This window comes from Sorangium sp. So ce426 (assembly GCF_051475585.1).
Taxonomy (GTDB): domain Bacteria; phylum Myxococcota_A; class Polyangia; order Polyangiales; family Polyangiaceae; genus Sorangium; species Sorangium cellulosum_B.
In genome coordinates this window covers 12957089-12976184 of sequence record NZ_CP150341.1, presented here as the reverse complement: position 1 = coordinate 12976184, position 19096 = coordinate 12957089, and the positions used below count along the sequence as shown (strand labels likewise).

Sequence of the window (19096 nt, the reverse complement as noted above, 5' to 3'; positions counted from 1 at the left end):
GCGTGGGGAGCGCTCCAGCGCCGCGCAAGCCCTGCGCGGCGCTGGAGCGCGCCGCGAGCAGGATCGGCAGAAAGGTGGCACGCCCAGGGGAAGGGCGGTAGCGTACGCCGCCTGCGAGCGAAAAGAGCCCGGCCGGGCGCGCGCCGCTCAGCCGGTCAGCCCGGCGCGCACCCAGTTGACAACGGGAGGGCATCATGGTCTGCGTAGTACGCTCCGAGGCTTCGGAAGCGGTTCGGAAAGCGCCACGCGCGAAGGGTTTGCTGGGGTGATCCAGAGGTTGAGAGACTTCTTCTCGTCGCCGGGGCAGCGCAGCATGACGCCCCTGACCGAGAGCGCGGCCGAGCGCAACCCGGGATGCAGCCTCGTTGTAGAGAACGTCAGCAAGAGCTTCGGTAAGACACAGATACTGAACGACGTGTCGTTCACGGCGGAGGCCGGCGAGTTCATCACGCTCCTCGGGCCTTCGGGCTGCGGCAAGACGACGCTGCTCCGCATCATCGCGGGGCTCGATCGCGCCGATCGGGGGCAGATCCTGCTCGCGGGCAGGGCGGTTGACCACCTGCCGGCGAACCGCAGGCCGGTGAACACCGTGTTCCAGAACTATGCGCTGTTCCCGCATCTGAGCGTGTTCGAGAACGTGGCCTTCGGCCTGAGGTCGCGCAGCTTCCCTGACGCCGAGGTGCGCGAGCGCGTGCGTTCGAGCCTCTCGATGCTGAAGCTCGATGACCTCGCGGAGCGGTATCCGCACCAGATCTCGGGCGGTCAGAAGCAGCGAGTCGCGCTCGCGCGCGCGGTCGTCAACGAGCCTGAGGTGCTGCTGCTCGACGAGCCGATGTCGGCGCTCGACGCGAAGCTGCGCGCCGAGGTGCAGCTCGACCTGCGCCGGCTCCAGCGCGCGCTCGGCAAGACGTTCGTGCTCGTCACGCACGATCAGGACGAGGCGATGACCGTCTCGGACCGCATCGTGCTGATGAACAAGGGCCGCATCGAGCAGCAGGGGGCGACGGCCGAGGTCTACGAGCGGCCGCAGAGCCGCTTCGCCGCCGAGTTCTTCGGCGCGGCCAACCTCATCTCCGCGCAGCGCGTCGGCGCCACGCTCGTCTTCACGACGGTGGGCGCGCTGAGGGTGCAGACCAAGCCTCAGTGGGAGTACGGCACGCTCGCGATCCACCCCGAGTGGATCGAGCTCTGCGACAACGAGCCGCCGGAGAACGGCGTGCGCGGCGTGGTGAAGGAGAGCTTCTACCGCGGCGATCACGTGGAGCTCATCATCGAGCCCGGGCCGCTGCGCGTGCAGCTCAGCCCCCGCTCGCGGCTCAAGCCCGGCTCCTCGGTCTGGCTCGCCCTGCCCGCCGAGCGGCTCGAGGTGCTCAGTGACTGAGCCCACGGTCTGGTATGGCCAGCTCACGACGCGGCGCAGGCTCCTCGCGCGGGGGTCCCTGCTCATCGCGGGCGGCGTCTCCTGGCTGTCCGTGTTCCTCCTCTTGCCGAGCCTGGCGCTCCTCGTCGTGTCGTTCCTCAAGCGCGACGCGGACGGCGCCCTGCTCTGGGAGCTGTCGTTCGAGTCGTTCGAGCGCATCTTCGGCTCCGCGTCCGGCGAGAACGCGCGCATCCTCATCAGGAGCATCGTCCTCGCGCTCGTCGTGACGACCGCCTCCGTGATGCTCGCCTATCCGATGGCGTTCTTCATCGCGCGCGGCTCTCGGCGCCGGCGCTTCTTCTGGCTCGCGCTCATCATCGTCCCGCTCTGCACGAACCTCGTGATCCGCACGTTCAGCTGGAAGCTCCTCCTGTCGGCGCAGCTCCTGCCTGCCAAGCTCGCCGCCTGGCTCGGGTGGATCGACCCGGGCCGCGACGTCTATCCCAGCTGGACGGCGGTCACGATCGGCCTCGTCGCGGCCTCGCTCCCGTTCGCCGTGGTCCCCCTCTACACGAGCATCGATCGCCTCGACTGGTCGCTCGTCGAGGCCGCGCAGGACCTCTATGCGTCGCGGCTGCGCATCTTCCTCGCGGCGATCCTGCCGCAGACCCTCCCCGGCCTCAGCGTCGCAGTCCTCCTCACGTACGTCCCCGCGATGAGCGTCTTCGTGGTGAGCGACATGCTCGGCGGCGCGAAGCACTGGCTGATAGGGAACCTCATCCAGCACCAGTTCGGCCCGGGGAGGAACATCCCTTACGGCGCGGCGCTCAGCCTGGTGCTCATCGTCCTGACGCTGGGCGGCGTGTCCCTCTACCGCCGGAATGGCCGCTCCGTGGAGATCCTGTGAAGCTCGGCCGGCGCCTCTGGCGCGCGCTGACGACGATCGCCGCCTTCTTCGGCTTCGCGCTCCTCTACCTGCCGCTCTTCGCGGTCGCCGTCTACTCGTTCAACGCCGCGGAGCGGGGCCTGCTCTGGACCGGCTTCTCGGTCCGCTGGTACCTCGATCTCTTCGCCGATCCCGAGACCAGCCGGCGCGCCATGGAGATCCGCGAGGTCGCCGTGAACACCCTGATGCTCGGCGGCGCCTCCACGCTCATCGCGACCGTCCTCGGGACGCTGCTCGCCCTGGGGATGCACTTTCCGTGGCCGAGCTCCGTGAGTCGCGTGCTCGAGTCGATCGTGGACATCCCGGCGGTCGCCCCCGATATCACGTTCGCGGCGGTGCTGGTCATGGCGTTCAACGTGCTCCGCCGCCTGGTGGACCATTGGTTCGAGCCCAGCATGACGACGATGATCATCGGTCATGTGACGTTCGAGATCGCGTTCGTGACGCTCATCGTCCGCAGTCGGCTCGTCGCCATCGGGCCGACGCTGAGCGAGGCCGCGATGGACCTCTATGCGTCGCCGTGGCTCCACTTCCGGAGGGTCACGCTCCCCCTCCTGTGGCCGGCGATCGTGGGGGGCGCCATGCTGGCGTTCACGCTGTCGCTCAACGACTTCGTGATCAGCTTCTTCACGTCCGGCCCGCGCTCGGTCACGCTCCCGCTCTACGTCTACCAATCTCAGATGCGAGGCGTGCGGACCGACCTGTTCGCGATTTCAACGCTCCTCCTGATCGGCGTGGCGGTGTCCATCGTGATCCTGGAGCGGCTCACCCGCTGGAGGCACGATTGAGCCGCCGGCCCGGGCTCGCGGCGGAGGCGGCGGAACTCAGCGCGCCGGGCGCCGGGCGGCCACGCCGCGCGGAGCCCGGCGGACGCCTGCGCGTCAGCGCAGCGATGCACCGCCCTTGTTCACCTTGGCGCTGGGCCTGACCAGCGCTCCACCTCGCTCTGGCTCGCGCGGCCCGGCCCCGGGGCGCCGAGCTCGAGCGCTTGCCTGACGGCGCCTCCCGCGGAGCGCCGGGCCCGGACCGCGCACCGCCCGGGTTCCGCTCACTCTGTCATGCGCTCCGCGCACGGCGCCTACACAGCGGCGTCCACGCCGGCGTGAGGTCCACGGCCGCCTGTGCGAACAGGTTGGATCAGCTGACGGCTTACGGTAAGCTGACCCGGCAATGCGGCTGTTTCGTCCCAAGCTCGCCGGGTTTTTGCGTGACGGCTGGACCCGGCGGACGGCGCTTTGCGCTCCACTTCGACCGTTGGGAATCGAGATCGAAAGATGAGCTTTCGTCGCTCCGCACTCCTACTCATACTCGTAGCACTCCTCACATTCTCCGGTCGGCCTGCCTGGGCGGATGATCTGGCCGATGAGGCCGATCTGCACTTCAGGATCGCCACGGAGCGCTATTCGGCGCGTGACTACCGGGGCGCCCTGGAGCACTTCCTGGTGTCGAACCGGCTTGTCCCGAACCGAAACGTCATCTTCAACATCGCCCGAACATACGAGGCTCTCCAGGAGTATCCAGACGCATTTCGCTACTACGTTCAGGCGCTCGATCTCGAGCCCAACGCCGCGCGCAGGCCGGCCATCGAGGAGGCGCTCGCGCGCATCCGGCCCAACGTCGCCGTCATCAACGTGACGACGGACCCGCCCGGAGCGACGGTGTACATCAACCGCCGCGATCTCGGCGGCCGCGGCAGCACGCCCCGCCTCCTCGGCTTCCAGCCCGGCAAGCACAAGATCATCGTCGATCTCGAGGGGTACGAGCCGGCGGAGGTCGAGAACGTCGAGGCGAAGATCGGCGAGCAGACGAACGTCGCGGTCAAGCTGAAGCGCATCGTCGGGACGGTGCGCGTGGTCGGCGAGATGGCGGGCACGACGGTGCGGGTCAACGACGCGAGCGGCCCCCCGGCGTGCACCGCGCCGTGCGATCTCACGCTGCCTCCTGGCCGGCACCGCCTCTACCTTTCGCAGGAGGGGTATCAGCCGTCGGAGCAGGACGTGAACGTGGCGGCCGCGAGCACGGTGACCGCGCGTTACCGGCTCAACCCGCTCACCGGCAGCCTCGTCGTCAACGCGGACGAGCGCGACGCGCTCGTCGAGGTCGACGGGAAGCCGATGGGCTTCACGCCCGCGGTCCTCAACGTGCAGAGCGGCCAGCGCCGCGTGCGCGTCTCGCTGCGCGGCTTCCGCCCGGTCGAGCAGTCGGCCACCGTGGTGGCCGGACAGCAGACCCGGATCGACATCTCCCTCCGGCAACTCGAGGAGGTCGAGGCCGCGTCGCGTACGGCGGAGGCCGTCGAGGACGCGCCCGGCTCGGTCACCATCATCTCGGGCCAGGAGCTCCGCGCGATGGGGTATCCGACCGTCGCGGAGGCCTTGAGGGGCATGCGCGGCGTCTACACGACGTACGACGGCACCTACTCCTGGGTCGGCATCCGCGGGATCAGCATCCCCGGCGACTACAGCAACCGCGTGCTCGTGCTGCTCAACGGGCACTCGATCAACGACACCTGGGACGGCCTCGCCTTCGCCGATCAAGCCGCGCGCACCGACCTGGAGGACGTCGAGCGGATCGAGGTCGTCCGTGGCCCGGGCTCGCTGCTCTACGGTACGGGCGCGTTCGTCGGCGTCATCAACATCGTGACCAAGGGCCGCCCGACGTCGTTCGGCGCGGGCGTCGGCGTGGGCGCGGCGCAGCACGGCTTCATCCGGGGCCGCGCCCAGGCGCAGGTGCCCTTCGGGCGCGACTCCGGCATGTGGCTGTCGGTCGCCGGCGGCCACAGCCAAGGGCGAGACTACTTCCTGCCGATCCCGACCGGAATCGCCGGAATTGATGAGCAGTGGAAGAACAAGGATCCCAACACCCGCGACGCCGACCACTTCAATGTCGGGACGATCCAGGGGCGGCTCTGGTACAAGTCCCTCTCGGCGCAGGTGTTCTACAACGAGCGCAGGAAGGCGCTCCCGAGCGGCGCCAACAAGACCGTCGTCGGCGACGACAGGACGTTTTACCGCGACAGGCGCGGGTTCGCCGAGGTCACGTTCGCGCCGCGGATCTCGGACACCTTCTCGACGGTCACCCGCGTGGCCTACGATATCCAGTTTTATGACGACACGCTGTGGCTGGTGAACGACAGCACCGGCTTAAGGATCTCCGATGTCGAGCAGTACCAGGACATGTTTTTGCTCGCGGATCAGCGATTCGAGATCACCCCGTTTCCACAGCTGAAGGTCACCGTGGGCGTCGAGGGCCAGATGCACTTCGTCGGCAGGCAGCGCATCGAGGAGACCTACTGCGGCCCCACCGGACGCTGCGACGACTTTCTCATCCTTCCCGTCCCGGTCGGGAGAGAGGACGTTGACCAGGATGGTAACGTTGAGCAGCCTGCTGCTGACACCATCAGCGAGGACGATGATGATCTCAACGACGACGGTATAATCAACAAGGATGATGTCGCCATCTTCAATGCGCGAGATGACGGTCTGTTCGACGCGCACCCTTACCAGATCCTCGCTGGCTACGGCGTCGTCGACTTCGTCCCGTCCGACCGCGTCCGCGTCTCCGCGGGTGCTCGTATCGATTACTACAACTACGGTAAGGACGACCTCAGCTTCAACTCCGGGATCAGCCCGCGTATCGCGCTCGTCGTCAAGCCCTACGAAGGGGGCAACCTGAAGGTGACCGGCGGCCGCGCGTTCCGCGCTCCGCCCATCTACGAGCTCTTCCTGCAGGTGCCCGCAGGCAACTTCAAGCCGGGGTACGACCCGGTTGAGGGCGCGTCGGTCGATCCCGAGAGCATCCTTTCGGGAGAGGTCGAGTTCACGCACCGGCTCTCGTCCACGCTCTCCCTGCTCGGCGCGGGGTACGTGAACTACATGACCGACATGATCGCGCAGACCGGCGACTTCACGGAGGCTGTACCGGGGAGGTACGACAACACCAAGGAGCCGATCCTCGTGCTGGGCGCGGAGGCCGAGCTGCGCCGCGAGTGGCGCCAGGGCTGGATGGCCTCTCTCTCCTACTCCTATTCACGGGCGCGGTACCTCGATAAGGGAGACGTCGACGAGGTGCTCACGAAGGTGCCCAACTCGCCGGAGCATATGGCCGCCGTCAAGGGGACCGTGCCGCTGTTCGGAAAGGCCCTGATGCTGTCGACGCGCCTCACCGTCGAGTCGCCGCGCATCGACAAGACCCTGAAGGAGACCGACGCCGCGGTGATCTGGGACGTGGTCCTCTCCGGTCAGACGGAAGTGGCCGGCCTCCGCTACAACATGGGCGTCTACAACGTCGCCGACTGGGAGTATGAGGCCCCCATCTCGCCCCAGTTCACGGCGACCAGGATGCCGCAGGCAGGCCGCACCTTCCTCCTCTCTGCCAACCTGAACTTCTGATCATCGCGCGGCCGTCCTGGCCGCGCGCTCTCCACCTCACGCCCATCACCCCTCGGCGCAACGCCCCCGCGCCGCCCTGCTCGACCGCGGCGCAGGGCGGCCCGCGCAGCGCGTGGCCTCGCGCCCCGCGGGCCATCGAGCGGCGTCTCCCCTGGCGGCCACATCCATTCCAGGCGTGGCGCAAGCCACACCTGCGGTACCGTTCCACTCTGGCAGGAGCGCCACCGCCGCACGCGGTTCGCGCCACGCTCGAATTCAGCGTCTCGCGTGAACTCAGCGCCTGGACCGGCCTCGCGTGTCATGCAGCGCTCTCGTGTGTTTCCTTGCTCGACGCAAATCGTGCGCCGGGGCGCAAATCACGCACGTTCCTCCGCAATCCACGATCGAGGCGCGATGGTGTGGGGCGGTGCGTTCGCTTCATGGCCGCCGCCGGAAACGCCGCGATCTGACGGCGCGCGGCCGCGCGCCGCGCGCGCCACGTAACCAAGTGACCAAGTGACCACATCCTCGGACGCCCGCGCACTCTTGTGACAATCCGCGCGGTCATGATTTTGCTTGAAAGCAAAACATCGCTTGTCCATCATGGTCACTCGTGAATATCCGCTCCTCGACCTCGGATCACGCGACACACGGCGCGCGCGGTCCGGCGCGACGGCGGAACGACGGGCGCGCCGCTCGGCGGATCGCGCCGCGAACAGGAGCGACCAGGAGAGCGATGGGCGTCGATTTTCGCGCCGAACCGTAGGCCGCGAGAGGAGCGCGCGTCGGGTCTGCCACCCGCGGCGCGCCGTCTCGGCGGCGTTTTTGCCAACCTGACCATCGTCAGCCAGCCCGAGCAAGAGGTCCATGTTGTCCGACCGCCCGATCGATGTCCCCGAGCAGTCGTTCGCTTCCGTCTACGACCGGCGTCGCCTCGCGGCGGCAGGGGAGATGTTGCCACAGCTGTGGGACACCCTGCCTGAGTGGCCGAGCGTCGGGGGCGGGCGCCGTGTCATCGTGCTCGGCGGCGGGATTTCAGGGCTGTGCACCGCATGGTCGCTGCGGAAGGCCGGGTTCGACCCGATCATCCTCGAGCGGAATGACCGTGTCGGCGGCCGCTTCTACACGCTCCGGAACCACTTCGGCGACCAGTACGCCGAGCTCGGCGTCACCCGGATCGCCGACACCCACGTGCTCACGCTCGCCTATGCGCGCCACTTCGGGCTGGAGATCCTCGAGTATCCGCTCGACGCGACGCAGCTGTACTACGTCATGGGCCATCGCTTCCTGAGCACCTCGCGGGGCAAAGCGCACTATCCTGCCGACTTTCCGCTCTCTCCGGAAGAGCGGGATATCGACGCAGAGTCCCTCAACCTGCAGCTCGCGGCGAAGGCGTTCTCGGTGATCGGCGACCCGCGGGACACGCAGTGGCCACCGGCCACCGTCCGCAAGGACTTCTCGGGCGAGACGTTCTACCGCAGCCTGGATCGGACCGGGGCCTCGCACGCCGCGAGGGAGATCTGCCGCGCGTACGAGGGGACGGAGATCGAGATGTTCAGCGGCCTCGCCTGGTCGGCGAACCAGCGGCTCGACGCCAAGTGGTTCCACACCTACGCGATCGCCGGCGGGAACGACCGGCTGACCACCGCGTTCGCCGACGATCTCGGCGATCGCATCCTCAAGGGGGCCCATGTGCAGCGGGTGATCTCCCGCGAGGACGGCGTGACCGTCGAGTTCCTCAGGAACGGGGACCCCGAGACGATCGAGGGCGACTTCGTTGTGTGCGCGCTCCCCCACCGCATCCTGCTCGAGGTCGCGTTCGACCCGCCGCTCTCCGGCCCCAAGCACCGCGCCGCGTCGGAGATCCCGATGTTCACCGTCACGCGCCTCAACTTCCAGTTCTCGCACCGGTTCTGGGCGGATGAGGGCATCGTCGGGCTGCTCGCGGCCTGCACGACCACGCCCATCGAGCGTCTGTGGGACCTGACCTCGCTCCAGTCGGGCACCCCGGGCATCCTCACGGCCTACGTGCAGGACCGCAACGCCGCGGCGCTCGACGAGCTGCCCACCGCGGCCGATCGCATCGAGTTCGGGCTCAAGACGATGGAGTCGTTCTTCCCGAACGCTCGGCAGTACTTCCAGAAGGGGCTGTCGTTCTCGTGGCACCATCAGCCGTACACGCGAGGCGGCTGGCCCGCGTACCGGCCCGATCAGACCGACCTGATCGCGGATCTCCAGCGCGGTGAGGGGCGCGTTGTCTTCGCCGGCGACCACACGTGTCTCTACACGGGCTGGGCGCAGGGTGCCCTCGAGTCGGCGCACTTCGCCACGGCCGAGGTGATCGCGGCGGCTCGCGGGTCGATCGAGCCGACCATCTGAGCGAGCTCGCCAGGCGCCCCGCGGCGCGACGTTCACGACGCCCCTCGAACACACGCCGCAGAGGGGGTGTATAACGTCGCTGGTATGGCTCGCCTCCTCCACGTCATCGGAGTCCAGTCCCGGCCCGTGCCTGGCGACCCTGCTGCGACGCTCGAGAAGCTCGAGCGCGAGGTGCAGACGCTGGGCGTCTCGTTCCCCGAGGCGCAGCTCTACCTGTTTCCCGAGCTGTGGCTCACGGGGGATCACCCGTTCCGCCACACCACCCCGTCGCACGAGCTCGCCCAGCCGATCCCGGGGCCGCTCACGAAGCGGCTCGGCGCGATCGCGCGCAGGGCTCGGAGGTGGCTCTGCGCCGGGTCAATCTACGAGCGCGCGGGGGACAAGCTGCACAATACCGCGCTCGTCTTCTCGCCGAGCGGCAAGCTCGTCGCGCGGTACCGCAAGCTCTATCCCTGGATGCCCTTCGAGACCTGCGCGCCGGGCGATGAGCCCGCGCCCGTGTTCGACATCCCGCGCGTCGGCCGGCTGGGGCTCATGATCTGTTACGACGGCTGGTATCCCGAGGTCGCGCGCGGCCTGGCGCTGCGCGGCGCCGAGGTGATCCTGCACCCGACGCTGACCACGACGCCGGATCGCGAGGAGGAGCTCGTGCTCGCCCGCGCCCGCGCGATCGAGAACCAGTGTTATGTGGTGAACATCAACGCCGCGGTGGAGATCGGCGGCGGGCGCTCCATCGCTGTCGATCCCGAGGGCCGCGTCCTCTTCCTGGGCGGCTCCGGCGAGGAGTACCTCGGGGAGGTGCTCGATCTCGACCGCGTCCAGACGGTCCGCGCCCACGGCACGCGCGGCCTGAACCGGGTGCTCCGCCAGTTCACCGAAGACTCCCCAGAAGCCGTCTTCGCGCCGTACCGAGCGCGGTCTCCGCGCCGCCGGACACGCCGGTGACTGCTAGAGCACCGACGATGAGGCAACCCCGAGAATTTTCACAGGGAGGCGGGGAGGCGGGGAGGAAGAAGAAAATGAATTTCTCCCTCTTGCCGTCTCTCGCTCCCCGCCTCCTCGCCTCCCTGTGAAATTCCTGCTCTTTCTTGTGGTTTCAGGCCGTTTGTCGCTCTAGGTACCCGGACGCCGCTCTCCGTCGGCTGGCTCCCTTGCTTTGGCGCCAGGCCGGCACGCGATGAGCCCGAGCCCCTCCTGCGCGATCGTCGCGCCAGCCAGCGCCGTGATCTCACCCACGTCGTATGCGGGCGCGACCTCCACGACGTCCATGCCGACGAGCGCGATGCCCTGGAGCCCCCGCAGGATCTCCAGCGCGACCGCGGTGGACATCCCCCCGCAGACCGGCGTGCCGGTGCCGGGCGCGAAGCTCGGGTCGAGGAAATCGATGTCGAACGTCAGGTAAACCTCGTGGTCCCCGACGATATTGCGAACGTGCTCGATCACCGCCCTCGCGCCATGGCGATGAACCCAGGGCGCGTCGAGCACCTGGAAGCCGAGCGTATCGGCGTTGTAGGTGCGGAGCCCGATCTGCGCCGAGCGGCTGGGCTCCACGAGGCCCTCCCGCGCCGCGTGGAAGAACATGGTGCCGTGATCGACCCGACCCGATCCGACCTCGTCGCTCCACGTGTCGGAGTGAGCGTCGAAATGGATCAGCGAGAGCTTCCCGCGGCGCTTGGACACGGCGCGAAGGATCGGGTAGCTCACGAAATGATCCCCCCCAATCGAGAGGGGCGTCACCCCGGCGTCGAGGATGCGGCCGATGTGCTCCTCGATGGCGACAGGGCTCTCCTCCGGACGCCCGTAATCCCAGACGCAGTCGCCATAGTCCACCACGGCGAGCCGGTCGAGCGGGTCGAACTCGTAGCCGTACGGGCGGTTCCACGCGAGGTGCGCCGAGGCCTCCCGCACCGCGCGCGGGCCGAAGCGCGTCCCTGGGCGGTTGCTGGTCGCCGTGTCGAGCGGGATGCCGGTGACCGCCACATCGACGCCAGTCAGGTCGCGCGTGTACTTGCGGCGCAGGAAGGAGAGCGCGCCGCTGTAGGTCGGCTCGCGCCGGACGCCATGGAGGCTATCGGCCGTGAACGCGTTGTCTACGATCATGCCTCTCGCACGAGGAGTGGTCTTGGAGCGATGATCTTCCATGGGGGTCCTTACGTTCGGATCGACGCGCTCCACCTCGTCGCGCCGGGCGCCTTGAGCGCGGTGCGCTCCGGTGGTAGCGAGCTACGCCGTGCGCTCCAGCCGGGCTCGCCGCTCACGCCTCGGGAAGGCGCCGGCGAGACGAGCGCCGCACCAGAGTGACACGTCGACTGCAACGAAGCATTCCGTTTTGCCAGGGCTCCACGCAGCGGCCCGGATTCCAGCTCGGGCGTGCGCTCGACACCGGCGCGTCGCGCAGGAGTGGCATCGGTGTGATCGGAGACTGAGCACCTCGCTGGCGCCATCGCCTCGAGGTCAGTTCGATTTCACGGCCGCCCAGACCTCGTCGTAGAGCTTGGCCGACTCGCCGAGATCACGATGGGCCTCCAGGCGGGTCGCCAGATCGCCCGTCGGGTAGATGAGCTGGTTCGTGCGGTCCTCGACCGGCAGCTTGGCCTGCGCGGCGCTGTTCGGGGTCGCGTACTTCGTCATCATCGAGAGCTGCGCGCCGCCGTCGGGGGTCAGCATGTAATTGATGAACTTGTGAGCCAGCTCGGGGTGGGGCGACTTGGTCGGCACGGTCATCACGTCGACCCAGATCACGGAGCCTTCCTTCGGAATGACGAGGGCGAGGCGATCCTTGTCCTCCCAGACCACCTTCTGCGCGTCCCCGTTCCAGACGACCGCCATGTCGACGGAGCCGCCCTTCACGTCCTGCGTCGCGCCGATGCCGCCCTTGAAGCCGAGGCACTTCGGGTTGCTCTTGGCCTCCTTGAGGATGCGCCCGGCCTCCCGGATCTCTTCAGGCTTCGACGTGTTGCTGGAAAATCCCTTGTACTTCAGCGCCGCGCCGACCATGTCCCGCATCTCGTCGATCAGCACGAACGTGCCCGGCGTCTTCTGGGCGTCGAAGAGCACGCCCCACGTCGGATCCATGTTGGGGATCTTCTTCTTGTTGTAGATGATCGCGACGGTGCCCCACTGGTAAGGGATAGAGTACTTGTTGCCCTCGTCGAAGCTCGGGCCCGAGAACCGCGACTCGAGGTTCTTCAGGTTGGGGAGCTGGGCGTGATCCAGGGGGCGGATGAGCCCGCGCCGCGCGAGCCGCCCGCTGGCGTGCGCCGCCATCACGACGACGTCGTACTGCGCGTCGGCGCCCGCATAGGCGAGCTTGCTCTCCATCTCCTCGGTGGAGTCGTAGATCGTGAGCCGCAGGCGGGCGTTGTTCTGCGTCTCGAAGTCCTTGATGCTCTTGTCGTCCAGGTAGTTCGGGAAGATGAGGACGCTGAGCTCGGAGGGCTGAGCCGCAGCTTCCTTGGTGCCCGACTCTGGACGTGCTTCAGAAGGAGCCTTATCTTTGCCGCAGGCGGCGACCGATAGGACACCCAACAGAATGGCTAATACCATCAGGGGTCGACGTTGAGTTTTCATAAGTTGTCCTTTCTCCAGCTGCTCAAGGCGGACAGGCCTTCGGGTGTTCGCTGGCGCGATGCTGGCCTCTGGGATCTCCGGAAGCGAGAGCCGGCGGAGCGCGCCTGCGGACCGAGGCCCCCATCGACCGGTAGGACGCGCGCGGGATGCCGGGCAGCCCCGGCCGCAACCCTATGGTCCGTGGATTGCAAGCGCGCGTCCCCTTGTCAAGGAAAATGTGTTGCGCGGTAAGCAACACGACTGGCCTTCTCATTCGGAGCGAAACCACGACTGTTCGCAAGCTTAGGCGAATCGTACATTCCGTGGCTCTGAATCCGAAAGAGATCGTCGAAATTGCATTCAAATGTGTGTCCACCGCGCATCCACGCGCATCTGGGGTAGCGTCTGCACGAGATTGTTCTCCCCAAGGTGAAACGGCGCGCGGCACGGCAATGCGTGTTTCGACGCGACCGGAACACAGGACGGCAATGCTCGCGGGCTGTGTTCGATGCTCGTGCGCGATCGGATCTGCGGGAGCCAGGTGCTCACGCGTGCAGCATTGAAGAGCGGGCGCGCCGGCTCCCCGGCGCGCGGCGCGCACCGGCGGGAGGCGTACTGCCGTCGCACCATGCTGCAAGCGAGTCTCCACGGGAACGCAACGCTCCAGGCTGAACCGATCGAGTCTAGTTGAACAGCGCTTTCACGGGCGACGTCGCGTGCACGATCCTCTTGGCCAGCAGCGTGACCACGAAGTGGTGAAAGGCCGCAGCCAGCTCGGGCGCCTCCGCCGTCATTCGCTGCAGCGCCTCCTCCGAGAGCCGGTAGAGCGTGGACTTCTGGCTGGCGGTGACCGTCGCCGACCGCTTCTCTCCCATGTAGAGCCCGGACTCGCCCACGACCGACCCAGGCCCCATCGTGCGGAGCCGCTTCTCCTTCTTTCCGTCGATCTCGGCCCAGGCCGTGAGCTCCCCGCTCTCGATGAGGTAGAGGTCCTTCGAGATATCTCCGGCCCGGAACAGATCGAACCCGGCCGGAAGCTCCACGCGCTCGAGGTAGTCCTTGAAACGTAGCATTTCCGGGCGACCGCCGAACACATCCTGGAGATCGTAGAACAGCATCGGAGGCGGCAGCATGCTGGGCGGCGCGTCTGCGATGATCTCCTTCTCACACGCCTCGAGACCTCGATCGATATCCGGGTAGAGCAGGGAGACCTCGTCGCCTTCGGCCAGGAAGACCTCACCCCGCTCGAGGTGATTGCGGATGTCCTCACGCACCGCCGTGAAGATGAGCTTGACGCCGTTCGACTTGGCGAGCCTGCGGAGCCGGAGGAAGCTCGCGATGGCGGACGAGTCGATGCCGTTGACGTGGAGGAAGTCGAGCAGCAGGTAACGCGGCCTCTCGTCCTCGTCGCTCTGGATGCGCTGCTGGGCGGTCGAGAGCAGGTTGTACGCCGTCCCGAAGAAGATGTACCCTTGGAGCTGGAGCACGTAGAGCTGCTTGCCGCGCGCCGTCAGGGTCTCCAGCTCGCCCTCGCTGCGAGCGACGTTGCTGCGCAGGTGGACCCCGGTGATGGCGTTGCGCACCACCTCGATGCGGCTGTAGCTGAGCGCGAAGAGGATGAACGAGACGCCGAGCCCCACGCCGATGCCGACGAGGAAGCCCCGGACGGCGACGACAAGGAGGATCACCACGATGACGAAGTACTCGATGCGCCGCAGCCGGAACCAGCCCTCGTAGAGCGTGTTGATGAGGAAGTGGAACCCGAGATACGCGATCAGGCCCCCGAGGACGGGGCGCGGGAAGTACAGGATGGCTTCGGCGCCGACGAAGAGCACGATGCAGCTGATCGCCGCCGCGACCAGCCCCGAGATGCGGCTGTTCGAGCCGGCCTTGTAGCTCATCGACGACTCGGCCAGCGACAGGTAGCCGACCATGCCGCCAAGGAGGCCCGTGACGATGTTCGCGACGCCCGTGGCCCGCAGCTCGCGGTCGAGATCGATCTCCTGCTCCGTCGCGAGCTCGACGCCTGACGCGCTGAGCAGCACCGTGATGGCGGCCATGATCATCACGGCGGCCATGTTGCCTGCGCTGCCGAACAGGACCGACCAGTCCACCTTCGCGAGGTCCGAAGCGCCGATCGGGGGCCAGAGCGACGCGGTCGGGAACGGACCGAGGAGCCAGCCGCTGTCGAGCACCTGCTGCACGCTGACGCCGGCGAGGCCCAGCGAGACGTAGAACACGACGATCGAGCCCCCGAGCAGCACGGGGAGGAGCAGGAGCGACGAGAACCGCCGCAGCACCAGGAGGAGCAGGACGCCGAACACGAGGCCCGGGAGGACCCGCTTCAGGAGCTCCGGATCCATCACCACGCTCGGGAAAATGTCGAGCGTCGATGGCTGGCCGGACATCACCGAGATCGAGCCCTGGAGGAGGAGCCAGCCGGCGCCTGCGATGAAGCCGCCGGCGACGGGGTACGGGATGAAGCGGACCAGGATGCCGAGCCGTAAGAGGCCGAGCAGCAGGAAGAAGCCGCCTGCGACGACCGAGGTGATCGCGATGGCGGCCACGACCGTCGGGAACGGGCTCGCCGTCGGGTCCTTGTCCGCGATGGCCGTCGTGATCGCCGCCGCCATCGAGGCGAGAATGACGGCGGCGTCCTCCTGCGGCGCGGCGATCACCGGCTTGTAGGAGCTGAGGAGAGACACGATCACGCCGACGATGACGGAGCTGATCAGGATGATGCCGATCCCTCTCGAGAGGTAACCGGCGAGCCCGTGGTTGAAGATCAGCGCGCCAAGGGAGATATCGAACGAGACGACCAGCGTCCCCGAGACCATTCCGGCGATCACGGCGGGCATGAGCTTGGAAGGCTTCGCCTTCTCAAGGAGCTCCTCGTTCAACAGCGCAGGTGACTCCTTTGTTGCCTGTCGTGTCATGCTCTTGGGAGACCTCGTGATCGATTGTCAGCGGAATTCGCAGGGCGGCGAGGGCCGGGGCGCGCCGGCGCCGCGCGGGCCGGCGGGGCCTCTGCACCGCGATCTAGGGAACGCGCGACGACGTCGGACGGCGGGGCCGCCTTCGCGTGGGCGGAGGGCACCGCAGCGTCCCCCACCGGCTCAAGAGGCCCCCAGCTCACGCTCGATGGCAGCGGCCTGCTCCTGCAGGGCCTCCGCCTCGCCGAGGTGGCCGCTCAGCCGGTGCAGCTTCGCGAACTCGCCGAGGAGCCTCGCCTCCTCGCGCCGGTTGCCGATCTGCCGCTCGACCGTGATCGCGCGCGAGTAGAGCGTGCGGGCGGCGTCGTACCGGCCCTGGACGGCGTAGGCCATCCCGAGGCTCGCGAGCGTGAGCCCCTCGGCCGGCAGGTTGCCCGCCTCGCGCGCGGCGCGCAGCCCCTCTTCCCAGTAGGTGCGCGCGTCGTCCGGCTGCTGCATCGCCCAGTGCGTGCGGCCCAGGCCGAGGAAGCCGAGCGACTCGGACCCGCGATCGCCGAGCTTCTGCGCGTCGGTGAGCACGCGGATGTGCTCCTGCCGCGCCTCCTGGTACCGCCCCCTCGCCTCGAGGACGTCGCGGGCGAACTCGTAGCGCACGACGACGCTCTCGGGCGTCGGCTCCGGCGAGAGCTTGAAGTAGACGCGGTAGAGGCGGGTCGCCTCCTCGTGGGCGTAGCGCGCCGCCGCCTTGCGGGCGCCCGCGAGGAAGTAGCGGCGCGCGTGGTCCACCTTGCCCGCGCGGCGCCAGTGGCGGCCGAGCGCGACGAGCTGGTCCTCGAGGTCATCGCCGTAGAGGCTCTCGATCGCCTCGGCCGCGAGCCGGTGGAGCTCCTGGAGCCGCGCGCGGGACTGCATCTCGTACGCCGCGTTGCGGAGGAGCGCGTTGCTGAACTGGAAGCGCCGCTCCGTCATCTGCGACCAGATGCACTGCGCCTCGCCGATGCGCACGTGCTCCTCGAGCACGGAGGCGTCGGGGAGCATCAGCGCGAGCACGCGCAGGTCGAACTCGCGCCCGAGGACGGCCGCGGCGACGATCGTCTGCTTCACCTTCGCGTCGAGCCGGTCGAGGCGCGAGATGAGCAGGCTGTTCACGTTCTTCGGCGGCATGAACGTGTTCGAGATCGAGATGGAGCTCGAGCTCGAACCGTAGCGCCCGTCCTCGAGCCAGTAGGCGAGGATCTCCTGCGCGAAGAACGGGTTGCCGCCGGCCGTCTCGCAGAGGAGCGTCGCGAGCATGTCCGGCATCGGGCCGCCGAAGAACGGGACCGCGAGCGCGAGGAGCTGCTCGCGCGGCAGCGGCTTCAGCTCGATCACGTTCTCGGAGATGCCCGGGTCGAGCGGGATGCGGACGGGGGTGCCGTCGTCCTTGCGCCGCGTCGTGCAGATGATCGCGATGGGCAGCCCCCGGCACGCGCGCGCGATCACGCGCACCGCCTCGAGCGAGTCCTCGTCGGCCCAGTGCGCGTCCTCGAGGTGCAGGATCACCGGCTGGAGCGACGCCTCGGCGAGGAAGACGAAGCTCAGCGCCGAGAGCGTGCTCGTGTACCGGAGCTTCGGGTGCAGGCGCTCGTACGGCGAGTCCTCCCAGCGGATGCCGATGAGCGCGGCGAACACCGAGCGCGCGCGATCGAGCTCGCGCTTCAGCGCGGCCTGGCTCTCGGGCAGGCGCTCGAGGAGGTACTCGAACGCGTCGTCGAAGTTCGTGAGCTTCTCTTCCTTGCCGAGCGCGGAGGACTCCCAGAAGTACTCCTTCAGCGCGAACTCGAACGCGTTGAGCGAGCTCTGGAGCGTCTGGTCGCAGCGCGCGTCGATCCACAGGAAGGGCCGGTCGCTCTGGTGCTCCTCGCACCGGTGGCGGAAGCGCTGCACGAGGTAGCTCTTCCCGAGCCCCGGCTCGCCGTCGATGTACGTGATCCCGGCCGGCTTGCCCTCGAAGATCGGCCCGACGTAGCGCACGAGCTGCTCGATCTCCGCCTCGCGGCCGATGAGGCCGAGGTCGTAGAACTCCTTCTGGACCGAGATGCGGCGGCGCTCCAGCGAGTAGACGAGGATGGGCAGATCGAAGCCCTTGAACCGGAAGATGTTCTCCGTCGTCCACTGGTAGCTCGTCTCGCCGGCGCGGAAGACCTGCTCGTCGGCCCAGATCGCCGACCAGGGGGCCTTCGCGACGAGGCGCGCGGCGAGGTTCGTCGCGCGGCCGATGCACGCGAACTCGTGGCGCTCGGTGCCGCCGTTGAAGCCGGCGTACCGGACGTCGCGCGTGATCCCCGCGCGGAGGCGCATCTGCCGGAGGCCGCGCTTCTTCAGCTCCAGCGCGAAGTCGAGCGCGCGATCGTTGTCGTTCTCGTGGGTGATCGGGGCGCCGAAGTGGATCAGCGCGGCGATGCCGAGATCGCCCGCGTCGATGCCCGTGAAGGTGCCGCCGTAGAGCTCGGAGAGCTCGTGCAGGAGGCGCGTGAGCTCCGCGAAGCTCGGGATCTGCTCGAACGACAGGAAGACGCTCGTGACGTTGCGGAACTCGCCCTCCGGGGGCATGTCCGCGACGCCCCTCGCCACGAACGCGGTGCCCTCGCCGCGCGGCGGGTTCCTCGGGACCTGCGGCATCCTGGGCGCCGGCACGTCGCCGAGCTTGTAGACGCCCTCGCCGTGGTACTTCGCGCTCGCGGGCGGGATGCGATCGCAGAGCGCGCGGTCGAGGAGGATGTCGCCCTTCAGCGCTTGCCGCTCGATCGCGACGCACGCGGCGAGCGCCTGCCCGTGGAAGTGGTAGTACGCGCGCTCCGGGGAGATGCGGACGATGCCCCACTCGACCGAGCCCCACGCGAGCCCCATCCGGAACGAGAACGGGAAGCTGCCGAAGGGCGTGTCGCGCTCGGGGTGCTCCGCGAACAGGTCGCGCATCGCGAGCGCCGCGCCGAGCACGTACTCCGCGACCTTGCGGTCCGGCGTGTCCTGGAACAGCGCCGTGAACGCGTCGCCCGCGAAGTTCGTGATGAAGCCCCCGGCGTGGTGGACCGCGGCGATGAGCGGGTCGAAGTAGTACCGGAGCGTGCCGGCGAGCGTCTCCGCGCCCGCGCGGCCGTGCTGCATCAGCTTCTCCGTGAGCTCGGTGAAGCCGGGGATGTCGATCATCAGCACCGCCCCCGTGAAGCTGCCCTCGGTGTTGCCGAGAGCGTCTTGCTGGATGATGAAGTCGGGGACGAGCGGGTTCATTTCCTTGCTCCTCAGCAACGGATCCCGCTTGGAATCGGCCTGGGAAGCGCGTCTGCGGGACGCAGAGCCTGGAGTCTACTGCCGGCGGGAACGGATGAATACCGGGATCTTCGATCGATCGTTCGGGTGATCTGCGCGGGCTGGGTTCGCCGCGGGATTTGACGTTCCCCGCGATGCGCGGACCGGCGAGCGTGCGCGTGTTCGCGCGCGCGCTCCTGCGCACGTCCGTGCACGCGTTCGTGCGCGTACATTTGCGCAAGTTCCGGAGAATGCGGCACATCGCCTCCTT

Annotated in this window: 11 protein-coding genes; 6 read left to right on the top strand and 5 right to left on the bottom strand. The window is 68.1% G+C overall.

Going from position 1 to position 19096, the window contains the following annotated elements:
- Positions 1 to 265 precede the first annotated feature (265 nt).
- From WMF44_RS48805 to WMF44_RS48790, 4 genes are all read left to right on the top strand, one after another.
- Entirely contained in the window at positions 266 to 1381 is a 1116-nt protein-coding gene (locus tag WMF44_RS48805) for an ABC transporter ATP-binding protein (RefSeq protein WP_437296894.1), read from the top strand.
- Positions 1374 to 2267 (top strand): ABC transporter permease, encoded by an 894-nt coding sequence (locus tag WMF44_RS48800; protein WP_012241768.1) that lies wholly within the window; start codon positions 1374 to 1376, stop codon positions 2265 to 2267. Before WMF44_RS48805 ends, WMF44_RS48800 begins: the two co-directional genes overlap by 8 nt.
- Complete coding sequence (locus tag WMF44_RS48795) at positions 2264 to 3094, top strand: ABC transporter permease (protein WP_437296893.1); 831 nt, start codon at positions 2264 to 2266, stop codon at positions 3092 to 3094. Before WMF44_RS48800 ends, WMF44_RS48795 begins: the two co-directional genes overlap by 4 nt.
- Before the next feature lie 486 nt (positions 3095 to 3580).
- Entirely contained in the window at positions 3581 to 6697 is a 3117-nt protein-coding gene (locus WMF44_RS48790) for a TonB-dependent receptor domain-containing protein (protein ID WP_437296892.1), read from the top strand.
- Between the two features lie 356 nt (positions 6698 to 7053).
- Here the strand turns inward: WMF44_RS48790 and WMF44_RS48785 are convergent, their stop codons facing one another.
- The gene (locus tag WMF44_RS48785; RefSeq protein WP_437296891.1) at positions 7054 to 7281 is read right to left on the bottom strand and encodes a hypothetical protein; all 228 of its coding nucleotides are present in this window, start codon (positions 7279 to 7281) and stop codon (positions 7054 to 7056) included.
- Positions 7282 to 7543: 262 nt separating this feature from the next.
- Between WMF44_RS48785 and WMF44_RS48780 the strand changes: the two genes are divergently transcribed.
- On the top strand, positions 7544 to 9055 hold the full coding sequence (locus WMF44_RS48780) for a flavin monoamine oxidase family protein (RefSeq protein WP_437296890.1): 1512 nt from the start codon (positions 7544 to 7546) through the stop codon (positions 9053 to 9055).
- A gap of 84 nt (positions 9056 to 9139) precedes the next feature.
- Positions 9140 to 10000, top strand: coding sequence for a carbon-nitrogen hydrolase family protein (locus WMF44_RS48775; RefSeq protein ID WP_437296889.1), 861 nt, complete (start codon positions 9140 to 9142; stop codon positions 9998 to 10000).
- 168 nt (positions 10001 to 10168) lie between these two features.
- Here the strand turns inward: WMF44_RS48775 and speB are convergent, their stop codons facing one another.
- From speB to WMF44_RS48755, 4 genes are all read right to left on the bottom strand, one after another.
- Entirely contained in the window at positions 10169 to 11155 is a 987-nt protein-coding gene (gene speB, locus WMF44_RS48770; RefSeq protein WP_437296888.1) for an agmatinase, read from the bottom strand.
- Positions 11156 to 11509: 354 nt separating this feature from the next.
- Positions 11510 to 12583 carry a polyamine ABC transporter substrate-binding protein gene (locus WMF44_RS48765; protein ID WP_437296887.1) on the bottom strand — a complete coding sequence of 358 codons (1074 nt, stop codon included), beginning with the start codon at positions 12581 to 12583 and terminating at the stop codon, positions 11510 to 11512.
- Positions 12584 to 13287: 704 nt separating this feature from the next.
- Complete coding sequence (locus WMF44_RS48760; RefSeq protein WP_437296886.1) at positions 13288 to 15504, bottom strand: SulP family inorganic anion transporter; 2217 nt, start codon at positions 15502 to 15504, stop codon at positions 13288 to 13290.
- A 216-nt stretch (positions 15505 to 15720) separates the two neighbouring features.
- On the bottom strand, positions 15721 to 18807 hold the full coding sequence (locus WMF44_RS48755; protein WP_012241760.1) for an AAA family ATPase: 3087 nt from the start codon (positions 18805 to 18807) through the stop codon (positions 15721 to 15723).
- Positions 18808 to 19096 lie beyond the last annotated feature (289 nt).